General features: G+C 48.0%; 21 protein-coding genes and 1 tRNA gene. 14 read left to right on the top strand and 8 right to left on the bottom strand.

Annotated features, from left to right (window positions below; translation table 11 throughout):
• The first annotated feature begins 3 nt into the window (after nt 1-3).
• The 5 genes from ABDZ76_RS03520 to ABDZ76_RS03500 all read left to right on the top strand — a co-directional run bounded on the left by ABDZ76_RS03520 (nt 4) and on the right by ABDZ76_RS03500 (nt 4,630).
• Nucleotides 4-264 (top strand): hypothetical protein, encoded by a 261-nt coding sequence (locus ABDZ76_RS03520; protein ID WP_343801388.1) that lies wholly within the window; start codon nt 4-6, stop codon nt 262-264.
• A gap of 209 nt (nt 265-473) precedes the next feature.
• The gene (locus ABDZ76_RS03515) at nt 474-1,586 is read left to right on the top strand and encodes a hypothetical protein (protein ID WP_343801385.1); all 1,113 of its coding nucleotides are present in this window, start codon (nt 474-476) and stop codon (nt 1,584-1,586) included.
• A gap of 397 nt (nt 1,587-1,983) precedes the next feature.
• Nucleotides 1,984-2,631 (top strand): site-specific integrase, encoded by a 648-nt coding sequence (locus ABDZ76_RS03510; RefSeq protein WP_343801382.1) that lies wholly within the window; start codon nt 1,984-1,986, stop codon nt 2,629-2,631.
• 190 nt (nt 2,632-2,821) lie between these two features.
• On the top strand, nt 2,822-3,235 hold the full coding sequence (locus tag ABDZ76_RS03505) for a hypothetical protein (RefSeq protein ID WP_343801379.1): 414 nt from the start codon (nt 2,822-2,824) through the stop codon (nt 3,233-3,235).
• A 75-nt stretch (nt 3,236-3,310) separates the two neighbouring features.
• Complete coding sequence (locus ABDZ76_RS03500) at nt 3,311-4,630, top strand: hypothetical protein (RefSeq protein WP_343801376.1); 1,320 nt, start codon at nt 3,311-3,313, stop codon at nt 4,628-4,630.
• A gap of 77 nt (nt 4,631-4,707) precedes the next feature.
• Here the strand turns inward: ABDZ76_RS03500 and ABDZ76_RS03495 are convergent, their stop codons facing one another.
• Nucleotides 4,708-5,604: an abortive infection family protein gene (locus tag ABDZ76_RS03495; protein WP_343801373.1), complete on the bottom strand. Its 897-nt coding sequence runs from the start codon at nt 5,602-5,604 to the stop codon at nt 4,708-4,710.
• Between the two features lies 1 nt (nt 5,605).
• On the bottom strand, nt 5,606-5,896 hold the full coding sequence (locus tag ABDZ76_RS03490; RefSeq protein ID WP_343801370.1) for a hypothetical protein: 291 nt from the start codon (nt 5,894-5,896) through the stop codon (nt 5,606-5,608).
• 114 nt (nt 5,897-6,010) lie between these two features.
• Here ABDZ76_RS03490 and ABDZ76_RS03485 point away from each other — a divergent pair, with 114 nt between their 5' ends.
• From ABDZ76_RS03485 to ABDZ76_RS03475, 3 genes are all read left to right on the top strand, one after another.
• Nucleotides 6,011-6,343, top strand: a complete 333-nt coding sequence (locus ABDZ76_RS03485) for a hypothetical protein (protein ID WP_343801367.1) — start codon at nt 6,011-6,013, stop codon at nt 6,341-6,343.
• Between the two features lie 24 nt (nt 6,344-6,367).
• Nucleotides 6,368-6,631, top strand: a complete 264-nt coding sequence (locus ABDZ76_RS03480) for a hypothetical protein (protein WP_343801364.1) — start codon at nt 6,368-6,370, stop codon at nt 6,629-6,631.
• An 80-nt stretch (nt 6,632-6,711) separates the two neighbouring features.
• Nucleotides 6,712-7,674, top strand: a complete 963-nt coding sequence (locus ABDZ76_RS03475) for a tyrosine-type recombinase/integrase (protein WP_343801361.1) — start codon at nt 6,712-6,714, stop codon at nt 7,672-7,674.
• A 91-nt stretch (nt 7,675-7,765) separates the two neighbouring features.
• Here the strand turns inward: ABDZ76_RS03475 and ABDZ76_RS03470 are convergent.
• Nucleotides 7,766-7,842: transfer RNA gene (locus tag ABDZ76_RS03470), tRNA-Ile, on the bottom strand.
• A 126-nt stretch (nt 7,843-7,968) separates the two neighbouring features.
• Here ABDZ76_RS03470 and ABDZ76_RS03465 point away from each other — a divergent pair.
• Nucleotides 7,969-8,739 carry an SIMPL domain-containing protein gene (locus ABDZ76_RS03465; protein ID WP_343801358.1) on the top strand — a complete coding sequence of 257 codons (771 nt, stop codon included), beginning with the start codon at nt 7,969-7,971 and terminating at the stop codon, nt 8,737-8,739.
• Nucleotides 8,740-8,867: 128 nt separating this feature from the next.
• Here the strand turns inward: ABDZ76_RS03465 and ABDZ76_RS03460 are convergent, their stop codons facing one another.
• Nucleotides 8,868-9,317 (bottom strand): YcgN family cysteine cluster protein, encoded by a 450-nt coding sequence (locus tag ABDZ76_RS03460; RefSeq protein ID WP_343801355.1) that lies wholly within the window; start codon nt 9,315-9,317, stop codon nt 8,868-8,870.
• Between the two features lie 651 nt (nt 9,318-9,968).
• Between ABDZ76_RS03460 and ABDZ76_RS03455 the strand changes: the two genes are divergently transcribed.
• Complete coding sequence (locus ABDZ76_RS03455; RefSeq protein WP_343801351.1) at nt 9,969-11,261, top strand: NCS2 family permease; 1,293 nt, start codon at nt 9,969-9,971, stop codon at nt 11,259-11,261.
• Nucleotides 11,262-11,336: 75 nt separating this feature from the next.
• Here ABDZ76_RS03455 and ABDZ76_RS03450 read toward each other — a convergent pair whose 3' ends face one another.
• Genes ABDZ76_RS03450 through puuE form a run of 3 tightly spaced genes read right to left on the bottom strand, consistent with a single transcriptional unit; the run spans nt 11,337 to nt 14,108 of the window.
• Entirely contained in the window at nt 11,337-11,828 is a 492-nt protein-coding gene (locus ABDZ76_RS03450) for an ureidoglycolate lyase (protein WP_343801348.1), read from the bottom strand.
• 4 nt (nt 11,829-11,832) lie between these two features.
• On the bottom strand, nt 11,833-12,687 hold the full coding sequence (locus ABDZ76_RS03445) for a bifunctional allantoicase/(S)-ureidoglycine aminohydrolase (RefSeq protein ID WP_343801345.1): 855 nt from the start codon (nt 12,685-12,687) through the stop codon (nt 11,833-11,835).
• A 5-nt stretch (nt 12,688-12,692) separates the two neighbouring features.
• Nucleotides 12,693-14,108 carry an allantoinase PuuE gene (gene puuE, locus ABDZ76_RS03440; protein ID WP_343801342.1) on the bottom strand — a complete coding sequence of 472 codons (1,416 nt, stop codon included), beginning with the start codon at nt 14,106-14,108 and terminating at the stop codon, nt 12,693-12,695.
• 165 nt (nt 14,109-14,273) lie between these two features.
• Here puuE and uraH point away from each other — a divergent pair, with 165 nt between their 5' ends.
• Genes uraH through xdhC form a run of 4 tightly spaced genes read left to right on the top strand, consistent with a single transcriptional unit; the run spans nt 14,274 to nt 19,359 of the window.
• Complete coding sequence (uraH, locus tag ABDZ76_RS03435; protein ID WP_343801339.1) at nt 14,274-14,645, top strand: hydroxyisourate hydrolase; 372 nt, start codon at nt 14,274-14,276, stop codon at nt 14,643-14,645.
• 5 nt (nt 14,646-14,650) lie between these two features.
• Complete coding sequence (gene xdhA / locus ABDZ76_RS03430; RefSeq protein ID WP_343801336.1) at nt 14,651-16,126, top strand: xanthine dehydrogenase small subunit; 1,476 nt, start codon at nt 14,651-14,653, stop codon at nt 16,124-16,126.
• 23 nt (nt 16,127-16,149) lie between these two features.
• Complete coding sequence (gene xdhB / locus ABDZ76_RS03425) at nt 16,150-18,483, top strand: xanthine dehydrogenase molybdopterin binding subunit (protein WP_343801333.1); 2,334 nt, start codon at nt 16,150-16,152, stop codon at nt 18,481-18,483.
• A 12-nt stretch (nt 18,484-18,495) separates the two neighbouring features.
• Nucleotides 18,496-19,359 carry a xanthine dehydrogenase accessory protein XdhC gene (gene xdhC, locus ABDZ76_RS03420; protein WP_343801330.1) on the top strand — a complete coding sequence of 288 codons (864 nt, stop codon included), beginning with the start codon at nt 18,496-18,498 and terminating at the stop codon, nt 19,357-19,359.
• Here xdhC and ABDZ76_RS03415 read toward each other — a convergent pair.
• Nucleotides 19,349-20,266, bottom strand: coding sequence for a LysR family transcriptional regulator (locus tag ABDZ76_RS03415; RefSeq protein WP_343801326.1), 918 nt, complete (start codon nt 20,264-20,266; stop codon nt 19,349-19,351). The genes xdhC and ABDZ76_RS03415 overlap by 11 nt on opposite strands.
• Nucleotides 20,267-20,307 lie beyond the last annotated feature (41 nt).

Raw genomic sequence — 20,307 nt, 5'->3', positions numbered from 1 at the left:
AGAATGCTGAAATTCCGTGCAATGAAAGTCAAGTCAAAACCTCAAGGGCGCATCCAGCGAACGGTGCTTGAAGCGCTTCAACAGCATCCAAGCTTAACGACCTCACAATTAGCGCGAATGGCGTATGGCCGCGACGGAATAAATGAAAACCCTAATATTCTGCGGGCGATCAAGGGGCTTACCCGACGCGGGTTTTCATTCAAAAAAGTTAGGTTGGGGTTGGTGAATAAAGAGGGTTACGTTTATCTTTGGTCGTTAGAATAAGTTGGGACTATCGACCGTAAAATTAGTGTCTGAAAGCTATGTCCGCAGAACACGCGGGACTCTATGAGAGACAAGGCAGTTTAAGCTGATTGCTGGGTAATTTCTGCTTAGCCCATAACTGCCTTTCTCGCTCAAAACCGCAATAATCATTGGCTTTTGATAGGTCAAAGCTAACGTTTTCCATAGGCAAACCTTTAAGGAAAACGTTGATGACCGAATATGTAAATGACCCCTATACTTCAGAAGCAAGAATTTACGACACTGACGCATGGAATGCTGTTCGTAATCTTGATCCATGGGTCTCTTCCAGCCTTCTGCAAAAGGCTATGCGACGTGGTGAAGTGGGCTTAGCTGTAGCTGCGGGATTACGACTGTATCAGCTACGTGGGGCTGCAATCTGGTCCCGTTTATTGATCATTACGGTGGAAGATATCGGGATTGCTTCACCGGACTCACTGTCCATGATGGTTCAAGTCGCCAAATTAGCCCGCAAAGAGCGGAAGGGTGATTTTATTGGCGTTGTGGCGCGTGTGATTGAAACGCTTACTGTGGTGCCTAAATGCCGAGGTTCTGATTATCTGGTTTGTGCTGCCCGACATCATCCCGCATTCGAAGCTGAACTTTGTGTGGTGGGGAAGCAATCGATAGACCAACGTATAACAATGGCGGTTGATCGTTCATTGCCGATTGTTTCCCGTGCGATTGCGGCTTGGTATGCCTCTGGTTTGAATTGGGATGGTGAAAGCAGGGTTGGGGATGGTGATCTGCCGAAATTGCTTGCAGCTTTTGCGGATGCCGGTGTGCCGGATGCGTTTCTATCCGATGTAGCCTATGCATGTGAGCGGACACGCCACCCGATTACAATCATGCTGCCCGTGATATGGGCGGTTGCCTATTCACCAGATAATTTAATGATGCCGCATATGATTGATCTGGCACTACCGGTATCATCAGCAATTCGGGGTATTCCGTCATATACCTATGATAAGCATACCTCTGCCGGTAAGGCTTCAATTGGGCGCTTTGCAATTGAGAACGGTCAGGTTGCTGCCATATTGAATAAATATGTTCCCGACTTTCGTGCAGCGGATGCGGCGGCAATGGCGGCTTTCTATGTTGATGCCATTCCGGTTAAACCGCAGTTTGTATGGCAAGGTTCAGCTGATCTTGAGCGTCTTGGCCGTGAAGCCGATTTTTTCAAGATTGGGTTTCCAATTGATGGGATTGAAGAACTTATTGAGGCGGTTAACGACAATCTCTGTCAGTTAAATGCTCTGCGTTCTCGGCGTTTGTTGGCTAAAACCAATCAAGGGGCAAAGTGACGTGCGTAACGGTGGGCAAAATTCGAATAAATATGATGTGTGCCAAACGACATCTACTTATCCAGAAAAGTTTACAATTAATTGCACTGGAAAAAATTGTGACAATTGGTTTGCAATTAATTGCAAATTTAATGGTGACAATTTTCCAGCTCTGCCAAGCGAGGTTCAGGATTTTCTCATACATTCCCTCTCAGAAAGCACCAAACGAAGCTATCGGGCAGATTTAACCCATTTTGAAGCCACTGGCAGAACCCTTCCAACATCGCCCACCGATATTGCGTCTTATATTGCAGAAATGGCTGACCATTATGCAGTTGCCACTATTGAACGCCGATTAGCGTCTTTGGTAAAAGCACATCGAACGCGCGGATATGACGATCCCTGCAAGGCTGAATTGGTGAAATCCACTCTGCGCGGTATTCGGCGGTCATTGGGGATAAAGCAAAAGCAAGCGACAGCCATTTTACGTGACGATCTTTTTGCCATGCTTGATCAGCTTGGCCACCAGCGCCCGAAAGATATCCGAGATCGTGCTTTATTACTTTTAGGCTTTGCAACTGCAATGCGCCGTTCAGAGCTGGCCGCACTGAACATAGACGATATTGAATTTATACCGCGTGGTATGATGGTGACTTTGTGCCGGTCAAAAACGGATCAAGAAGGGCAAGGGCGTAAAATCGCAGTGCCTTTTGGCCGGACACGATATTGCCCTGTCACCGCGGTTAAAGCTTGGTTGGAATTATTGGGGCGAACCTCTGGCGCTCTGTTCGTCTGTATTAATAAGCACGGTCATATATTGGAACGGCGTATATCGGGTGAAGCAGTCAGCCTTGTCGTTAAATCTAGCATTGCGAATGCGGGCTATGACCCTAAATCGTTTTCCGGTCATTCACTTCGGGCAGGCTTTGCGACATCAGCAGCACACGCGGGCGCTTCCGCCTATAAAATCAAGCAAACGACAGGGCACCGTACCGACAGCAGCCTCTCACGCTATATCCGCGATACAGACCTGTTTACCGATGCCGCAATCTCACGGTTATTGTGACCAGTGTTTAGGCTGTCATTTTTCTGATTAAGTGCCGTATCGATTATATTTTTACTTTAATTAGACGTTTCTCATTAAATAATTACGTTTCGTGTTTTGGTAATACGCTTGTAACTTGTGGCAAAAGGATTACGACTTTCAATAAATTAGAAATACTTATTTGAGTCGCAACTGTCACCGTGGGGGATTTATGACAGCTAAGATTAGAGATGCATTTCATTTTTCAAGCAGAACAAAACGGTTAGTTACATTTGCTCTCACAGCATTTTCGTTATCTGCCTGTGTTTCCGTCAATCCTATCCAACCTTCAGCCGCAGGCTTTGACGCTATTGTGTTTACTCGTGCAACGGTTGTTCAAGACCATGCCTGGAACCAATATGTATTTGCGGCAGGTCGTCAGTTCATCGGTGATCGCCGCGATGCCAAAGGCAGAACCCTTTATTGTGGTCTTGTAACCGTCAATGCCACGGATACGCACCCATTTGATGCGTGTTTTGGTTTCATTACACCAAACACGCTCATTATCGCTCCTAATTACGGATTTAAGGAAGTTGAGCGCCCACTAGCCGCCGGCACGATCAGAATGATCAAAGTGAAACCTTGATAGGACAAGCTGAAATAAGTTTCAGTCATCTTTACTCGGCAAGTCAGAAGTTTGTTTTTTAAGTTGAGAGCAAGCATGAGCGACCTTATTAAGAAATGGTCCAAAGAGCGGAGAAATAATCAATTCCCTAATGTTGGTCGAATTGCACATTTTTCACCTCAGGCACAATTAATAACATTGGATGCATATACCAAAGACGATTTAGCTAAAGCCATGGTGGCTCAAGATCACGAAAAAGCAGCTGAAATATATGCAACTATTGCGCATGAGATCACTCACTGGGCGGATGTTGTAGGCACTGTGTGGGGGCAGGGTTACGTAAAGCGCATATATAGCGGTTATCGAACATTAGACCGCCGTAACGAGCCTGGATCGGAAGCCGATTTTCCACAGCTGATAAAATTGTATGACGAGGGCAGAAGACTTAGCTTTCCAGATTATTATAGAATTGTCGTGGATAATCAGCCTCCGTACGACCCAAATCATCCTTGGGTCATACAGTTTTCAGCTGGACTTGAGCTTGATACGGATGGTCAATTAAACCAATCAAGGCCAATTCTTTTTGTTCGTTTTCTTGATCATTTTTCACAACGCCTACTTTTGCGTCAGCCAATAACCATTGCGGCATTGTTAGAAACAATAGCCATGGCTTCTGAATATCACGCTCTTTATAGTTATATAGATGGTAAAGTCCCAGAGGATCAAAAAATTGTAACAAAGTACAATACTCGGACTAAGTTGCTTCAACGATTATATGAACCGGAGCTATCGCTTTATTCAGCCCCGGCTCATCTATTGGCGCATTTTTGTAAAATAAGAGACGCAATTATAGCATATAAATATGCTTCGCGGATTTCTCATCTTTGCCTTAATCTGACGGATGTGCACTTTAATGGGCTACAATTATCGCAACCATTGGACGACTGGGGTGAGCTTTTCCCTGCTTTTAAGGCACAAAGAGATAGAGGGTTTGCATTTGCAGTAATTTGCAGCAATCTTGCCCCTTTTTCATCAGAGTTAGATGCTGATGGGTGGATTAATAACGCCTTATCAAAATCTGGTTTACCCTCCGCGGAAGCAATTATGGAGGATGCGATCGATGTCATCTCTAACAACATTACGCAATCTAATATCTTCGCTTTCGATCAGACAGAGACTTATATGTTAGAGCTCGGTTTTGGTGCCGCAAAATCTAGAATTAAAAGTCCGCTATTTGGGTTGGTTCAATCACTTAATACGTTAGGAGTTGTACCGCCAATAGTTGATTGTGAGGGGGAAATCGTCGATTGGCCTAGTAATAAATTCGACTTCCAACTGTTTGATGCAGAAGGAATGGTTAACTTCGATTTCTCTTTAGAGGGTTACATCAAAAACATCTTGAAGGGATGCCGATGAGCTGTTTTTGGATATTTATAAACTAGGTTAGGCTGACTATTTCTCTTCCAACTTGGATAACTAACTATTATCACGACCTAACGCGGACTGTGCTGGTGTAGTATTTTGCGTGGAAATTTGAATTGCCACGTTTCGATTAAGAACAAAGCTTCAGCACTTGCTACATGAACAGCCAGCCGTGCAATTCTAGCATCAATCAACTTGACTCTTCCTCGTTCACGTCCGTGAGCGTCACCGGCATGTGTTCGAAGTGCCCCTATGCCACTAATGGTGGTCGAAATACCGCCTAATATCTGCAGAACGTCATCAGCAATTTCTTCGCGTATATTATTTTTATGTTTGGGCGATAAGCCAAGTGGCTCACGTATCGCCTTGTAAAGGGAGGAAATGTCCTTTTTTGCAGGAAGTGGTATTTCCAATTCTGTTAGTATTGACCTGCAGACACTTTCTAATATTGAACATGCGGATGTTACAGCATCTTCGGGGTCGCTTTCTAAACTCATAAGAGCGCGATCCAAATCAGCTTTAACGGTATCAAAATCAATTACTACAATTGCTGCAGCTAGCGCATTTGCCGAACTGCTAGTTTTATTTTTTAATTTTAGCTGAATGCGTCCGCTGTGGTTTTCCAGAACGTAGCCGTCATATTCTAGTCTAGCGTTCAGATAGTCTAAAACCTCTTGGTGCTTGCTAGGATTATCAAAAAAATCACGTGGGTCTGCTGCTAATTCGGCAATAGCTTTAAGGCTTTTATGGTTTTGGTCTTCGTTAGCTTTTTCAATTGCAGCAGCGAGGATGGGAAGTCTTGAAAAAGAGCCTATTTTCATGGGTACATTGCATGCACGCATGAAGCTTTCTAGTTTGGGACCAGAGCGATAAATCCCTATGGGTATTTGATTTGACGCGTTTCCAATCCCTCCTGATATAACTTGAACTAATGCTTCAATTGTATTTGGTGAAAATTGAACATCCATCTTATGCAACTTCTAATGATTGAATTCTTTTCTCAAAATCTGTCATCGTTTGATCTAATCTGGATATGTTATCTCGAAGCTGGGCGCGTAATGCCTCCACTTCACTTTCCAGTAGATCGACTCTGTCCGCAACGCTAGCTTCTGTCCCACCTCGGTATGGAGAGCCTGCGGCTTGATTTAATAAGTCAACGATCAGCTGATTGAGTGAGGTGTTTGTTTCCTCGCTTTCCTTTTTTAAAGCGGTATGCACAGCCAGCGGTAATCGTAAAGTTATTCGCACGTCTACAGCCATAAAAATTCACCGTTATAATGAGTCGTATTTTTATATGATGCCACCATTGCAATAGTGTCAACTGTACACTACATTGATAGTGTCTTGATTTCGGTGTCATTTGTGGAAATAATAATGCAAAACGAACATACTCAATTCACTCTCCGCCTTAATTTGGCACATAAGGCTTGGTTGAAGCATCAAGCCGAAGATCAAAACCGCAGTGTTCATAATTTTATCATTGGTCTGATTGAGCAAGCGTGTCGAATTGAACCTTTAGAAATCTTCATTCATGAATGCCAATCACCAAGCGGGACTTTCTTCACTGCCAGCGTTGGGAAGTATGGCGATGATTTTTATGAGGGAGATGACCGCGAAGCGGCGTTTGCTGCTGCCCAAGCCAAGGTTAAGGAGCTTGGCCTCACTGCAAAATCTATCCGGTTGAATAATGAGAGCTTCAACCAGTAATCATTGTTTTGCAGGAGTGGGCAAATGTTTCACGGTTCTGGTACTCTTTCCAAGCTTCCGCCATTAACAGCTAAAAAAGCTGGAAAACCAGCTTGGAAAACAATCAACAAACCTGCGAAGCCTGTAGCCACTATCCCAAAAATGAAGGCCGTAGTTAAGTTGGCCGAGAAATTAGGCAAAACGGTTACAGGACTCTCAGTGAACGGTGATGGTGGTTTTACGATTAAATTAAGCGACCCTAATGCTCAGGATAGCATAATCAATCCTTTTGATGTGGTCTTGAAATGATCAGGCACAAGCTTCCGAAGTATGTTCGACACTACCAAGATCGCACTGGTGCATGGCGTATATACCTCCGTAGGCCGAAAATGTTGCAAGTGCCGTTGCCTGGGCCGCTTTTTTCTGAGGCATTTTGGATAGCTTATCACAAGGCTATGGAGGGTGGTACGAAGACAGTAGTGGATGTTGGCTCATCGAGAACGGTAGCAGGTACTTTCGATGCGCTAATTACCGCATACTACAAATCGTCGGCCTTCACTACCTTGGCAAAGTCCACACAATCGACTTACCGGAACCAGCTTGAAAAGTTCCGTGAGGCACATGGTACAAAGCCAGTAGCTGCGCTCAAGCCGAAGCATGTAGACGCAATCCTTGGCGAAATAGCTTCAAAATTCCCGCCTCAAGCTAACAAACTTCGCAAACGCCTTTTAAAGCTCATGTCCCTTGCTGTGAAGTGGGGGTACGTTACCGAGAACCCTGTACAGAATGCGGAGCATATCAAATATAAGGCGAAGGGATATCCTACTTGGACTGATGGGGATATCGAGAAATTTCGTAGGCATTGGCAAGAAGGAACGCCTCAGCGACTTGCCTTTGAAATATTACTCTATACTGGCCTTCGACGCTCTGACGCTGTGAAATTAGGATGGCAGCACATTCAGGGGGATTATATAGTTGCCACTACAAAGAAGAGTGGGGACGTGGTGGAGCTGAATATCCCTATCCATGGGAGTTTTCGCAAAATTCTTGATAGTACAGAGCGCAAGCACTTAACATTCATCACTACAGCTTATGGGGCAGCCCGTTCCGAGAAGGCTTTTACCAACTGGATTATCGAAGCTGCACGGGAGGCTGGGCTTCCTCCGCACCGTTCACCACACGGTATTCGCAAAGCGGCTTGCCGCACTCTTGCCGAGTCAGGTTGTACTGCATTGGAAATTATGTCCATCACAGGTCACAGAAATATAAAGGAGATCGAAACTTATTGCGTAGCCGTCAATAAAAAACGACTTGCTCATAGTGCTGTAACCAAAGCACACGGTGCAGCATAAGAACGAATAAAAAACAGAATTTGGCTAATCATTTCCGTTGTTAGCCAAACATGCCAGTAACCCATTAATAAATATAGGAGAAAAATGAATATGGTGGGCCCGGAGGGACTCGAACCCCCAACCAAGCGGTTATGAGCCGCCGGCTCTGACCAATTGAGCTACAGGCCCCACGCACCAACTGACCTAAACGAAAAATATATGTTAGACAAGCTGGCAATTGTTACAATTGCCCTAATCCGCACATAATCAATTGCAAAACTGAAAATTGAGACCAATTTTCCAACAGGAGACATTATGACAACACGTGCGAAAGTTTTTTTAGTAGCTTCATTGTCACTCACAGCAGTGGCGGCAACTGCGCTCGTCAGCGTTTTTCCCGCTTCCGCAATTGCTCAAGAGAATCAAATGAAAAAAAGAACTTCCCGTATTACCGTCACTGGCGAAGGCGAAATGAATGTCGCGCCTGATATGGCTCTCCTTAATCTGTCTGTTCTGCGTGAAGCAGAAACAGCGCGTGATGCGCTGACCCAAAATAATGAAGCGATGGACAAAGTTCTGTCGGCGATGAAAGAAGCAGGCGTTGAACCACGTGACCTGCAAACCGGTGGCTTCAATATTCAGCCACGCTATATCTATCCTGATGACAAAAATGGTCTGACCCAGCCGAAGATCTCCGGTTATTCGGTGTCCAATTCTTTGAGCGTACGCGTGCGCGATCTGACCAAGCTTGGCAATATTCTTGATACATCGGTGACACTGGGCGTTAATCAGGGCGGTGACGTGACTTTTGTTAATGACAATCCGTCAGCAACAATTACTGAAGCGCGCAAGCGTGCTGTTGCCGATGCGATTGCCAAGGCTAAAACCTTGACCGATGCTGCAGGTGTTGGCCTTGGGGATGTGTTGGAAATCAATGAAACATCGCGCCGTCCGGCTCCGGTTCCGATGATGCGCGGTAAAATGTTGGCGATCGAAGCTGCTGCACCATCTGATTCCGTGCCAATGTCTGCCGGTGAAAACACATATAATGTTTCCGTCACAGTTACATTTGCGCTGAAGCAGTAAGTTTTCAGGCAATAACAAATAAGAAAGCCTGACTGGTTATCGCCAGTCAGGCTTTTTTATGCAAAAATTGATAAAAGCAAAATGGCGATGCCGGTTGCCTGAAGTGTCACTTTGTTTTCAAGGGACTTTCAGCCGGACACACCAACCATATGCGGAATATAATCTTCGTCTTCTTCCATTTCATGGTCGTAAGCAGTGATTTTGCCTTTAACGGAAATACCGGCTTCATGCACGGTTTCGGAGCTGCCTGACACAAGCGGGTGCCACCAATGCAGATCCTGCCCCTGAGCAACCAATAAATAGGCGCAAGTCGGCGGCAGCCAATCCACTTCATTGACGATTTCGGGGGTTAGAAAAATACAATCCGGAACGATTTTCTTGCGGTTTTTATAATCCGAACACTGACAGGTATTGTTGTCGAGCAAGGTGCAGGCAACGGTGGTGAAATAAATTTCGTCGGTGTCGAAGTCGCGCAATTTATGCAGGCAGCACTGACCGCAACCATCACACAGGCTTTCCCATTCCCGCGGGTTCATTTCTTCAAGGGTTTTGCGCTGCCAGAAGGGTTGTTGGGTCATGCTATGGAAAGGGTCACTTTTAATCTGGAGTTACGGTGCTGGTTGCATAGTCTTCACATATGGTTTTGTGAAGGCGGCATATTGCAACGGCAAAGAGAGTATGCGGCCAGCAGGGTGGATGCGAAAAGAGCCATTTTCAGGATAAGTAATACCTCAAACGGCCTGCCTAATTACTATGCGAAAGAATTATTCACTGAGTGTAGCAAAGGTAGCGGCGTGAGTCTCGTTCATTCCGGTTAAAAGGCCCGGATGCGGCAATTAAGGCAAAAAATGCTGCATTATCGGGCTAAAACTTAAACAGTTTCAATAATAGTTGTGGAATAAGGGGCTAGCGCTCAGGCAAAAGCGCATTCAGACTGATTTACGTAGACGCACCTATCTGATAATGGCAAAATCAAGGCAATAAGGTGATCGGTATTTTCAGTGGCGATTGTCTGCGGCTTAACCGGCAGCTCACTTGGCTCAGATGCAATTTAGCAAATGCTCCAATGAATATAATGCTGGTGATGTAGTATTTAGACGAAGTTTTGACTGCTTCGGTATAAACTGACAGTAGAGCGACGAAAAAATACAGGTCATATGTGAAATAACGCCTGTAGTGGCGCATGATATTCTAGCACTGTATTGGGCAAATATGCCAGGAGGCTAAATATGCTGGAAAAGCTTTTTAAGCTTAAGGAACACGGCACAACGGTAAGGACGGAAGTCATTGCCGGTGTTACAACGTTCTTGACAATGTCTTACATCCTGTTCGTTAACCCGGACATTCTGTCGTCAACCGGTATGGACAAAAACGCGATTTTTGTTGCAACCTGTTTGGCAGCAGCTTTGGGTTCGATCGTGATGGCACTGGTCGCCAACTGGCCGATCGGTATGGCTCCTGGTATGGGGCTCAACGCGTTCTTCGCTTTCACCGTTGTCGGTGCCATGGGCTTCTCCTGGCAGCAGGCACTGGGTGCAGTTTTCATTTCAGGTATCATCTTCCTGCTTTTGACTGTCACTGGTGTGCGTCGTTGGTTGATTGAAGGTATTCCGATGTCCCTGCGCAGCGCGATTGCTGCCGGTATCGGTCTGTTCCTCGGTCTCGTCGGCCTGAAAAGCGCAGGTATCGTTGTTGACAATCCAGCCACACTGGTTGGCCTTGGCGATCTGACAAACACCGGTACTTTGCTTGCAATCCTCGGCTTCTTCATCATTGCCGCTCTGGACGCCATGAAGGTTCGTGGTTCGATCCTGATCGGTATTCTGGTGATCACCATTTTGTCGATGATCCTCGGCGTAAGCTCTTTCAACGGCATTTTCTCAGCGCCTCCTAGCATCACCTCAACCTTCTTGCAGCTCGACATTATGGGTGTTCTGCATGTTGGCTTCATTCAGGTGATCATCGTCTTTGTTCTGGTTGAAGTTTTTGACGCAACCGGCACGCTGATCGGTGTTTCCAAGCGCGCTGGCCTGATGCCTGAAGGCAAGCCAAACCGTTTGAGCAAAGCTTTGTTCGCTGACAGCACCGCCATCATCGGTGGCTCGCTGATCGGTACCAGCTCGACAACTGCTTATGTTGAAAGCGCTGCTGGTGTGCAGGCTGGTGGCCGTACAGGTCTGACAGCTGCTGTTGTTGGTGTTCTTTTCCTCGCAGCCCTGTTCATTTCACCACTTGCTTCCGCAGTTCCTGCTGTCGCAACTGCACCGGCATTGATTTATGTTGCATGCTTGATGATGCGTGAAATGGCAGAAATCGAGTGGGATGATGTCACCAATGCAAGCTCTGCTGCAATGACCGTGCTGGCGATCCCGCTGACATATTCCATTGCAAACGGTCTGGCTTTCGGTTTCATTTCTTATGTTGTGCTGAAAACTGCAACCGGCAAAGTGCGTGACGTACATCCTGCAACATGGATTGTCGCTGCATTGTTCGTTATCCGTTATGCCTTCTTTGCTGAATAAGATCAGCTAAGAACATCATTAAAAAGCCCCGCCGGTCAGCAGATCGGCGGGGCTTTTTTAATGGTTATGACAGGTTCATTTAATCAGATAGGGCTTTGGAAAAAAGAATTCCTGCAAGTTGTTTTCATCGCCGCCACGATCAATCACCAGAAAGTCAGATGGCTTGTTTAAAGGGGTCAGAACCCCGTGCCAGACATTACGGTGAATATTGATGCCTTGGCCGCTTTGGGTGATGAAAGCCTGTGGCTTGGCCGGATCTTCACCGGTATCATGTGCCACAATCACCAGAAATGGCTCAGATGACAGCGGCATAAAGGCCTGACTGCCATAGGGATGCCGCTCCACCATATTGAGATGAAAGGGCAGACCATAAGGTTTGGCGCTGAAAATATTAATCATGACCCGCGCATTGGTGCCGGTGGCTTCAACCTTTGCCAAATCATGATGGCGCAGACAATTGCCCTGATTGATATGAAAAGCGGAAGGGGCTTGGGTTTTACAAAGAATATCACCGAAGGGCGCAAAGGCTGAGGCCGTTAACGGGCTGATCTTGATGGTATTTTGCATAAGATTAGAACCTGCGAAATGGTGAGCCAAGCTTCATATGACGATTAACGTCTTTATAAAGCAGATAGCGGAATTTGCCGGGGCCACCTGCATAGCAAGCCTGCGGACAAAAAGCACGCAGCCACATGAAATCACCAGCTTCGACCTCGACCCAGTCTTTGTTCAGACGATAAACCGCTTTGCCTTCCAGCACATAAAGGCCGTGTTCCATCACATGGGTTTCGGCAAAAGGAATAACCGCGCCCGGTTCAAAAGTGACGATTGTCATATGCATATCATGGCGCAGATCTTGCGGATCGACAAAGCGGGTGGTTGCCCATTTGCCTTCTGTGTGCGCCATCGGGCTTGGGGTGATGTCTTTTTCATTGGTGAAGAAAGCTTCCGGCACATCAATGCCATCCACCTGCTCATAAAGCTTGCGCACCCAGTGGAACCGTACCGGCTTGTCTGAGTTGTTTTTCACCTGCCAGTCGCTGGCGGGCGGAATAAAGGCAAAGCCACCTTCATTCATGATGTGTTTCTGGCCGGAAAGCGTGATGGTGAGTTCGCCTTCAACCACGAAAATAGCGCCTTCTGCGCCTTCGTCCGGCTCCGGCTTATCACTGCCGCCTTGTGGCTGAACTTCCATAATATATTGCGAGAAAGTTTCGGCAAAACCGGATAGCGGACGCGATAAAACCCACGCCCGCGTTTTATCCCAGAAAGGCAGATAGCTGGTGACGATATCCATCATCGTGCCTTTAGGCAGCAGCGCATAGCTTTCGGTGAAAACGGCCCGGTCGGTCATGATTTGTGTTTGCGGAGGCTGACCGCCATGCGGGGCATAATATTGGGCGGTTTTAAGGTTGTTTTCAGACATGGTGATCACTCCGGTAAGATACTGTTCAAGCGCAACAATGCGATGCGCTCAACCTGCTGGCAGGCGGTCTCGAATTCTTGTGCGCGCTCGTGGTTGATGCGCGTTTGGAAGGCTTGCAGAATTTGCGCCTTATTGAGCCCTTTAACCGCAATGATAAACGGAAAGCCGAAGCGTTCGACATAGCGCTGATTAAGCTCGCTAAAGAGGTTGCGTTCTTCATCGGTTAAAGCGTCTAGTCCGGCAGATGCTTGTTCGGCGGTGGATTCTGCGGTGAGGCGTTTGGCTTGCGCCAGCTTTCCGGCCAGGTCCGGATGTGCGCATAAAACGCCCAAACGCTCTTCTTCGCTTGCCTGACGGAAGATTGCAGCCATTGCCTCATGCAGTGTGGCTGCATGGTCGTGAGTGCTCCCTAAACCTTGCGCAAAAGCCCGCTCGGCAATCCATGGCGAATGCTCAAAAACGCTGCCAAATGTTTCGACAAAACCTGCTTTTTCCATCATGGATGGCTTTGTTGTTTTAGGTGCCGGATGATGTTTGATCCAATGACGGGCAATATCAATACGGCGCGCCACCCAGACCTTGTCAAAACTTTGCACATAATCAAGAAAGCGGTTGAGCGCTGCCATGCGCCCCGGTCTGCCAACAAGGCGGCAGTGGAGGCCGATGGACAGCATCTTTGGTGCGCCATCCTGACCTTCTTCATAAAGCACATCAAAACTATCTTTAAGATAATTGAAAAACTGATCACCGGCATTAAACCCTTGCGGGGTTGCAAAGCGCATATCATTGGCATCCAATGTATAAGGCACAATCAAATGCGGGCCGTGTTCACCTTCCACCCAATAAGGCAGTTCATCGGCATAGGAATCGGCAGAATAAACAAACCCGCCTTCTTCCATCACCAGTTTCAATGTGTTTTGTGATGGCTTGCCTTGATAAATGCCAAACGGCCGTTCGCCGGTTAATTCTGTGTGCAGCCGCACCGCTTCACGAATATGCTGACGCTCCACATCTTCTTCAAAATCTTTATATTCCAGCCAGCGCAATCCGTGACTGGCAATTTCCCAGCCAGCAGATTTCATCGCTTCCACGGCTTGCGGGTTACGCGCCATGGCTTGGGTGACACCATAAACGGTTACCGGCATATTGCGTTTGGTAAAAGCACGGTGCAGCCGCCAGAAACCGGCACGCGAACCATATTCATAAATGGATTCCATATTGAGATTGCGCTGACCTGCCCATGCCTGCGCCCCGACAATTTCTGAAAGCAGACATTCTGATGCCGGATCGCCATCCAGAATACAGCTTTCGCCGCCTTCCTCATAATTGATGACAAATTGTACAGCGATATTGGCATTGTCCGGCCATTGCGGATGGGGCGGTTGAGCACCATAGCCGATCAGATCACGTGGATATTTCATACGCTTTTCCCGAAAGAGCAATAAATATGAGGTCATGATATGCTGATTTTGAACGCTATATTCCCATTGAAATATTTGAAAGTCATCCATTGATTAGAGCGCTTTCATTGGAAGACAGATTTAGAGATACTGTAGGATAGGGAGATAATACGGGGAGGAACTTGCATGGACGCTGAACGGGCAAAGGCGGGGCGGCTGACGACCCATGTCCTTGATACGGCGAAAGGTGTTCCGGCACGCGATCTCCGTATCGAGCTTTATCGTCTTGATGGTGATAGGCATCAAAAGCTTAAAGATGTCCGCACCAATGATGACGGGCGTTGCGATGAGCCGCTTTTATCCGCCGAGGCGATGCAGACCGGCCAATATGAGCTGGTCTTTCATGTCGGCGATTATTTTCAAATCAAACGCGATAATGGCCATTTTGCTTTTTTAGATCAGGTGCCGTTACGCTTTGGAATTGGTGATTCCGCCCAGCATTATCATGTGCCGCTTTTGGCATCGCCTTTTTCTTATTCCACTTATCGCGGGAGCTAAGGCTCATGAGCGTATCTGTTCGTCAATTCATTCATTTTTATCTTAATGATCAGCTGGTGAGATTGGATCAGGTTGCTGCCGATCAAACCTTGCTGGATTTCTTGCGGCTTGACCGGCAGATGCGCGGCACCAAAGAAGGCTGTGCCGAGGGCGATTGCGGCGCTTGCACAGTGCTGGTCGGGCGCTTGCTCAATGGCGAATTACATTATGAATCGGTCAATGCCTGTATTCGTTTTGTCGGGTCATTAGATGGCTGTCATGTTGTCACCGTTGAGGCGGTGAAAGCACCAACCGGTGGTTTGCATATCGTCCAGCAGGCAATGGTGGATACCCATGCTTCGCAATGCGGTTTCTGCACGCCCGGTTTTGTCATGTCACTTTACGGGCTTTGGATGCAGGAAACATCACCCAGTGTTGCACGGATTGAAAAAGCCTTGCAGGGCAATTTATGCCGTTGCACCGGTTATGCTGCCATTATCCGTGCGGCTGAAAGCGTTGTGCGCTCGGGTGACTTAAACGGTGATTTGCTGGTTAAGCACCGCGCCGAAATGGTCGAAAAATTAACGGCGTTGAAAGACGGTTGCCGTGTTGAGGTCGAGCATGATGGTCAGCGGCTGATAATCCCTGCCGATGTTAATGATCTGGCCGTTGTGCTGGAGGAAAACCCCAATGCCGTGCTGGTTGCCGGGTCAACCGATGTCGGCCTGTGGGTGACGAAATTCATGCGTTCCATCACACCGGCCGTTTTCATCGGTGGGCTGGAAGAGCTTTGCCAGATCAGGCAAGAAGCTGATCATATTCACATTGGCGCAGGTGTGACGTATTCGGCGCTTTATCCGTTGATTTGCCAACATGTGCCGCAAGTGCGGGAGTTGTGGAACCGTATCGGTGGCGAACAGGTGCGCAATATGGGCACGATTGGCGGCAATATTGCCAATGGTTCCCCGATTGGCGACACGCCGCCTGCTTTGATTGCGCTGCAAGCGTCGATCATTTTGCGTAAAAATATGTCACGGCGCAAAGTGCTGTTACAAGATTATTTCATTGAATATGGCAAGCAGGATCGGCAAAAATCTGAATTTGTTGAAGCGATTGAAATCCCCAATCTTGCTGAAAATACGCGATTTGCGGTTTATAAAATTACCAAGCGGATGGATGAAGATATTTCGGCTGTTTGTGCTGGTTTTTCTGTCAAACTTGATGCGGAAGGCCGTGTGGCTGAAGCCATTTTTGTCTATGGCGGCATGGCCGGCACACCAAAGCGCGGCTCAAATGCTGAAACGGCTGTGCTTGGCAAAATGTGGGATGAGGCAGCGATAGAGGGGGCAATTGCAGCACTGCCGCAAGATTTTACACCTTTGAGCGATTGGCGCGCGAGTGCGGATTACCGGCTGCTGGTCGCACAAAATCTGCTGCGCCGCTTTTATCTGGAAACAACGGGCGAGACAGAGTTGCGGTTAAGCCGTGAAGCGGTGGCTTGAGCAGCGCGATCCGGGAGGTTGTTATGAACAAAATGCAGACAATTGCACGCATCCAAGGCGGCGCTCATGAAAATCAAAACCACGAATCCGGCCATAAACATGTGGCTGGCACGGCTGAATATATTGATGATATTGCTGAACCGGCTGGCACTTTGCATGCCTATTTAGGCTTTTCAGAACGCGCCCATGCCCATGTTTCGGCCATGGATTTTGCAGATGTTTTAAGCTGTGAGGGTGTGGTTGGCATTCTCACTCATAAAGATATTCCGGGCGTTAATGATTTAAGCCCGCTGGGTTTGAATGATGAGCCTATCCTCATCACAGACAAAGTTGAATTTTACGGCCAGCCGCTTTTTGCAGTGATTGCCAAAACACGGGCACAGGCACGTTTAGCCGCCAGAAAAGCCAAGGTCACTTATCAAGATTTGCCCCATCAGCTGGATGCGTGCGCGGCAAAAGCTGCCGACTATCCGATGGTGGTTTCACCGATGAAGCTGGAGCGCGGAGACATTGCGGCGGGCTTTAAAACCGCCAAGCATATTGTGTCCGGTTCGATGCAGATCGGCGGGCAAGATCATTTTTATCTGGAAGGGCAGATTTCTTTTGCTGTGCCGGGGGAAGATGATGATGTGACAATTTATTCATCCACGCAGCACCCGACCGAAACGCAGCATATGGTAGCTCATGCGCTGCATGTTCCATCCAATGCAGTGACCATTCAGGTGCGCCGGATGGGCGGCGGCTTTGGCGGCAAGGAAACGCAAGCCAATCTTTTTGCTTGTGTGGCGGCGATTGCCGCGAAGAAATATCGGGCTCCTGTTAAAATTCGTCTCGACCGTGATGATGATATGGAAGCAACCGGCAAGCGGCATGATTTCTATGTCGATTATCAGGTAGGCTTTGATGATGATGGCCGAATCGAAGCGGTGGATGCCAGCTTTATGGCGCGTTGCGGCTTTTGTGCAGATTTGTCCGGTGCGGTGACGGATCGCGCATTATTTCATGCCGATAATGCTTACTTCTATCCCAATGTCCGGCTTGTTTCACGTCCGCAAAAAACCAACACGGTTTCCAACACCGCTTTTCGTGGTTTTGGTGGCCCGCAAGGGGTGGTGGGTGCCGAGCGAATTATAGAAGAGATCGGCTATCATTTGGGCAAAGACCCGTTGGAGATCAGAAAAGCCAATTTTTATGGCACGGATGAGCGCAATCTGACGCCTTATTATCAGACAGTGGAAGATAATATTATTCAGCGTGTAGTGGCAGAGCTGGAGGAAAGCTCCGATTATGCCGCGCGGCGTGAAAAAGTGCTGGAGTTTAACCGTAACAGCCGCATCATCAAACGCGGTATTGCGCTCACACCAGTGAAATTTGGTATTTCGTTCACCAAAACCGAGTTCAATCAGGCAGGGGCGCTGGTTCATATTTATACCGATGGTTCGGTGCAGGTGAACCATGGCGGCACCGAAATGGGGCAGGGGCTTTACACCAAAGTTGCGCAGATCGTGGCGGAAGAGTTCCAGATTGATTTGCACCATATCAGGGCAACGGCCACACGTACCGACAAAGTGCCGAACACGTCTGCAACAGCCGCCTCATCGGGCACTGATTTGAACGGTATGGCCGCAGCAGATGCTGCGCGCCAGATCAAAGCGCGACTGGTAAACTTTGCCTGTGAAGCCTATAAAATCCAACCGCAAGAAGTGGTCTTTGAGCCAAACAGCGTGCGGCTTGGCACACAGGTCATGACCTTCCCGCAGTTTATTCAGGCGGCCTATGCCGCGCGGGTGCAGCTTTCGGCAGCAGGTTTTTACAAAACACCGAAAATCCATTGGGATAGGGATGAAGGTAAAGGCCGACCGTTTTTATATTATGCCTATGGTGCATCGGTTTCTGAGGTCAGCATTGATACGCTGACCGGCGAATATCAGGTTGAGCGTGCCGATGTTTTGCATGATGTCGGTAAATCCATCAATCCGGCGCTTGATATCGGGCAGGTGGAAGGTGCCTTTGTGCAAGGCATGGGCTGGCTCACCACAGAAGAATTGTGGTGGGACAATAAAGGCCGTTTGCGCACTCATGCGCCATCAACCTATAAAATCCCGCTCGCTTCCGACCGGCCACGTATTTTCAATGTCAATCTGGCGTCATGGTCGGTCAATCGGGAGGAAACAATCCGCCGCTCGAAAGCTGTTGGCGAGCCGCCTTTCATGCTGCCGATTTCGGTTTTGGAGGCTTTGTCGATGGCGGTGGCCAGCACCGCTGATTACCGCGTTAACCCGCGCCTTGATGCACCAGCCACACCGGAGCGGATTTTGATGGCGCTGCAACGCTTGAAAAAGCTGCAGAGCGCATAAAGGAGCCATCAGATGTCGGCATTTAAAGACGATATCAGAGCTTTTTTGGGAGCCCGCTCACAGGTTATGCTGGTGGAAGTGAGCAATGTGGCAGGCTCTGCACCGCGTGATGCAGGCACATGGATGCTGGTGGCAATGGATGCAATTTTTGGCACTATTGGCGGTGGCCAGCTGGAATATATGGCGATTGATCAGGCACGCAAATTATTATACGGCGCTTTGAGTGCGCCACATATGCCGGATATGGATATACCTTTGGGGCCTGAAATCGGCCAATGCTGCGGCGGACGCGTCGGGCTGAAATTGCAAAGGGTGGATCCGCATTTGGCGGCTTCACTGATTGCCAATGTTGATGCCGAAATTGCCATGCGGCCACAGGTTTATGTATTTGGTGCAGGGCATGTGGGCGATGCGCTGAGCTCGGCACTTGCTCTTTTGCCATTGCGCGTTGTGCTAGTGGATACCCGCGAGCAGGAACTTATTAACAGTCAGGCCACCGGCATTGAAACCTGTCTGACTGCACTGCCCGAACAGGTGGTGCGCACGGCACCTGCGGGCAGTTCTTTTATCATCCTGACGCATGATCATGCACTGGATTTTCTGATTGTCTCAGAAGCCCTGGCACGAAAAGATGCAGCCTATGTCGGCATGATCGGCTCTAAGTCAAAACGTGCAACATTTCGCAGTTGGTATTTGAAAGAGGCTGAGGAGCAAAATCAGGCGCGCGATAATTTTTCCCGCCTTATTTGTCCGGTGGGCGGTGAAACGGTTAAAGACAAGCGCCCATCAGTGATTGCAGCTTTGGTGGCGGCAGAAGTGCTGACCGCCGCGCTCAATTATCAGTCTGAAACCGAAGAGATGCTCGTCAGCTTTTAAGAATTTCATTAATCCGGCGATGGCAGCGCTCAGCCATATAATCAATGATAAGGCGGATTTTCGGATCAAGAAAACGCTTATGCGGATAGATCGCAGCAAGCTGAATAGATGCCGGTGGTGTATCGGTTAAAACCGGCACTAGCTTACCTTCATTGATATATTGTTTGACCTCAAACAATGGTTTGTTGATGAGGCCGTGGCCACTTAATGCCCATTGGGTCAAAACATCACTGTCATCGGAATCATAAGGCCCGGCAATTTCAAATTTGCGTAAACCTTCCGGTGTTTGCAACGTCCAGTAATATTCTTTGGAGCCGGGAAAACGCAGCAATAAACAATCATGCTTGTCATTGATGAGATCATCAGGTGTTTGCGGTGTGCCGCGGCGTTCCAGATATTGGGGGGCTGCACAAATAATGCGCTCGCAATTCATGATGCCGCGCATCCGCAAATTGGAGTTTTCCAAAATGCCCAGCTTGAAAGCGACATCCACACCTTCGCTCATAATATCCACTTCATGATCGGAAAGGCGCAAGCGCACTTCAATATCAGGATATTTGGCATGAAAATCGGGGATGCTTGGGCCAATCAACGTACGGCCAAGGCTTAACGGGGCAGTGATCCTCAAGGCACCTTTAGGGTTTTGTAAAATGTCGGTAATCGCGGCTTCGGCTTCTTCCACCGCTTCAATAATTTTCACCGCGCCTTCATAGAAAACACGCCCGTGTTCGGTTGGTGTGAGTTTGCGCGTGGTGCGGTTAAAAAGCCGGACACCTAAATGTTTTTCCAGCTCTTTGATGCGGTTGCTGGCCACAGCCGGCGAGGCACGCTGATCACGCCCTGCGGCAGAAAGATTGCCCAGTTCCACTACACGAATGAAGACGCGCAGATTTTTTATGTACGACATATGATCTGAAACTGCTCCCGATTATTTATATTTTTTTGAAA

This window comes from Paenochrobactrum glaciei, assembly GCF_039522165.1.
GTDB classification, from domain to species: Bacteria; Pseudomonadota; Alphaproteobacteria; order Rhizobiales; family Rhizobiaceae; genus Paenochrobactrum; species Paenochrobactrum glaciei.
The sequence above is the reverse complement of the archived record's forward strand: the minus strand, read 5'-3'. Positions and strand labels throughout refer to the sequence as shown.

What these genes read in the sequence shown, in the direction of transcription:
- ABDZ76_RS03505 (WP_343801379.1), top strand. Translation starts at nt 2,822, where the DNA reads ATGACAGCTAAGATTAGAGATGCATTTCATTTTTCAAGCAGAACAAAA.
- ABDZ76_RS03495 (WP_343801373.1), bottom strand. Translation starts at nt 5,604, where the DNA reads ATGGATGTTCAATTTTCACCAAATACAATTGAAGCATTAGTTCAAGTT.
- ABDZ76_RS03490 (WP_343801370.1), bottom strand. Translation starts at nt 5,896, where the DNA reads ATGGCTGTAGACGTGCGAATAACTTTACGATTACCGCTGGCTGTGCAT.
- ABDZ76_RS03455 (WP_343801351.1), top strand. Translation starts at nt 9,969, where the DNA reads ATGCTGGAAAAGCTTTTTAAGCTTAAGGAACACGGCACAACGGTAAGG.
- ABDZ76_RS03445 (WP_343801345.1), bottom strand. Translation starts at nt 12,687, where the DNA reads ATGTCTGAAAACAACCTTAAAACCGCCCAATATTATGCCCCGCATGGC.
- ABDZ76_RS03485 (WP_343801367.1), top strand. Translation starts at nt 6,011, where the DNA reads ATGCAAAACGAACATACTCAATTCACTCTCCGCCTTAATTTGGCACAT.
- ABDZ76_RS03415 (WP_343801326.1), bottom strand. Translation starts at nt 20,266, where the DNA reads ATGTCGTACATAAAAAATCTGCGCGTCTTCATTCGTGTAGTGGAACTG.
- xdhA (WP_343801336.1), top strand. Translation starts at nt 14,651, where the DNA reads ATGAGCGTATCTGTTCGTCAATTCATTCATTTTTATCTTAATGATCAG.
- ABDZ76_RS03465 (WP_343801358.1), top strand. Translation starts at nt 7,969, where the DNA reads ATGACAACACGTGCGAAAGTTTTTTTAGTAGCTTCATTGTCACTCACA.
- ABDZ76_RS03515 (WP_343801385.1), top strand. Translation starts at nt 474, where the DNA reads ATGACCGAATATGTAAATGACCCCTATACTTCAGAAGCAAGAATTTAC.
- ABDZ76_RS03520 (WP_343801388.1), top strand. Translation starts at nt 4, where the DNA reads ATGCTGAAATTCCGTGCAATGAAAGTCAAGTCAAAACCTCAAGGGCGC.
- xdhC (WP_343801330.1), top strand. Translation starts at nt 18,496, where the DNA reads ATGTCGGCATTTAAAGACGATATCAGAGCTTTTTTGGGAGCCCGCTCA.
- ABDZ76_RS03480 (WP_343801364.1), top strand. Translation starts at nt 6,368, where the DNA reads ATGTTTCACGGTTCTGGTACTCTTTCCAAGCTTCCGCCATTAACAGCT.
- puuE (WP_343801342.1), bottom strand. Translation starts at nt 14,108, where the DNA reads ATGAAATATCCACGTGATCTGATCGGCTATGGTGCTCAACCGCCCCAT.
- ABDZ76_RS03500 (WP_343801376.1), top strand. Translation starts at nt 3,311, where the DNA reads ATGAGCGACCTTATTAAGAAATGGTCCAAAGAGCGGAGAAATAATCAA.
- ABDZ76_RS03460 (WP_343801355.1), bottom strand. Translation starts at nt 9,317, where the DNA reads ATGACCCAACAACCCTTCTGGCAGCGCAAAACCCTTGAAGAAATGAAC.
- uraH (WP_343801339.1), top strand. Translation starts at nt 14,274, where the DNA reads ATGGACGCTGAACGGGCAAAGGCGGGGCGGCTGACGACCCATGTCCTT.
- xdhB (WP_343801333.1), top strand. Translation starts at nt 16,150, where the DNA reads ATGAACAAAATGCAGACAATTGCACGCATCCAAGGCGGCGCTCATGAA.
- ABDZ76_RS03450 (WP_343801348.1), bottom strand. Translation starts at nt 11,828, where the DNA reads ATGCAAAATACCATCAAGATCAGCCCGTTAACGGCCTCAGCCTTTGCG.
- ABDZ76_RS03475 (WP_343801361.1), top strand. Translation starts at nt 6,712, where the DNA reads ATGTTGCAAGTGCCGTTGCCTGGGCCGCTTTTTTCTGAGGCATTTTGG.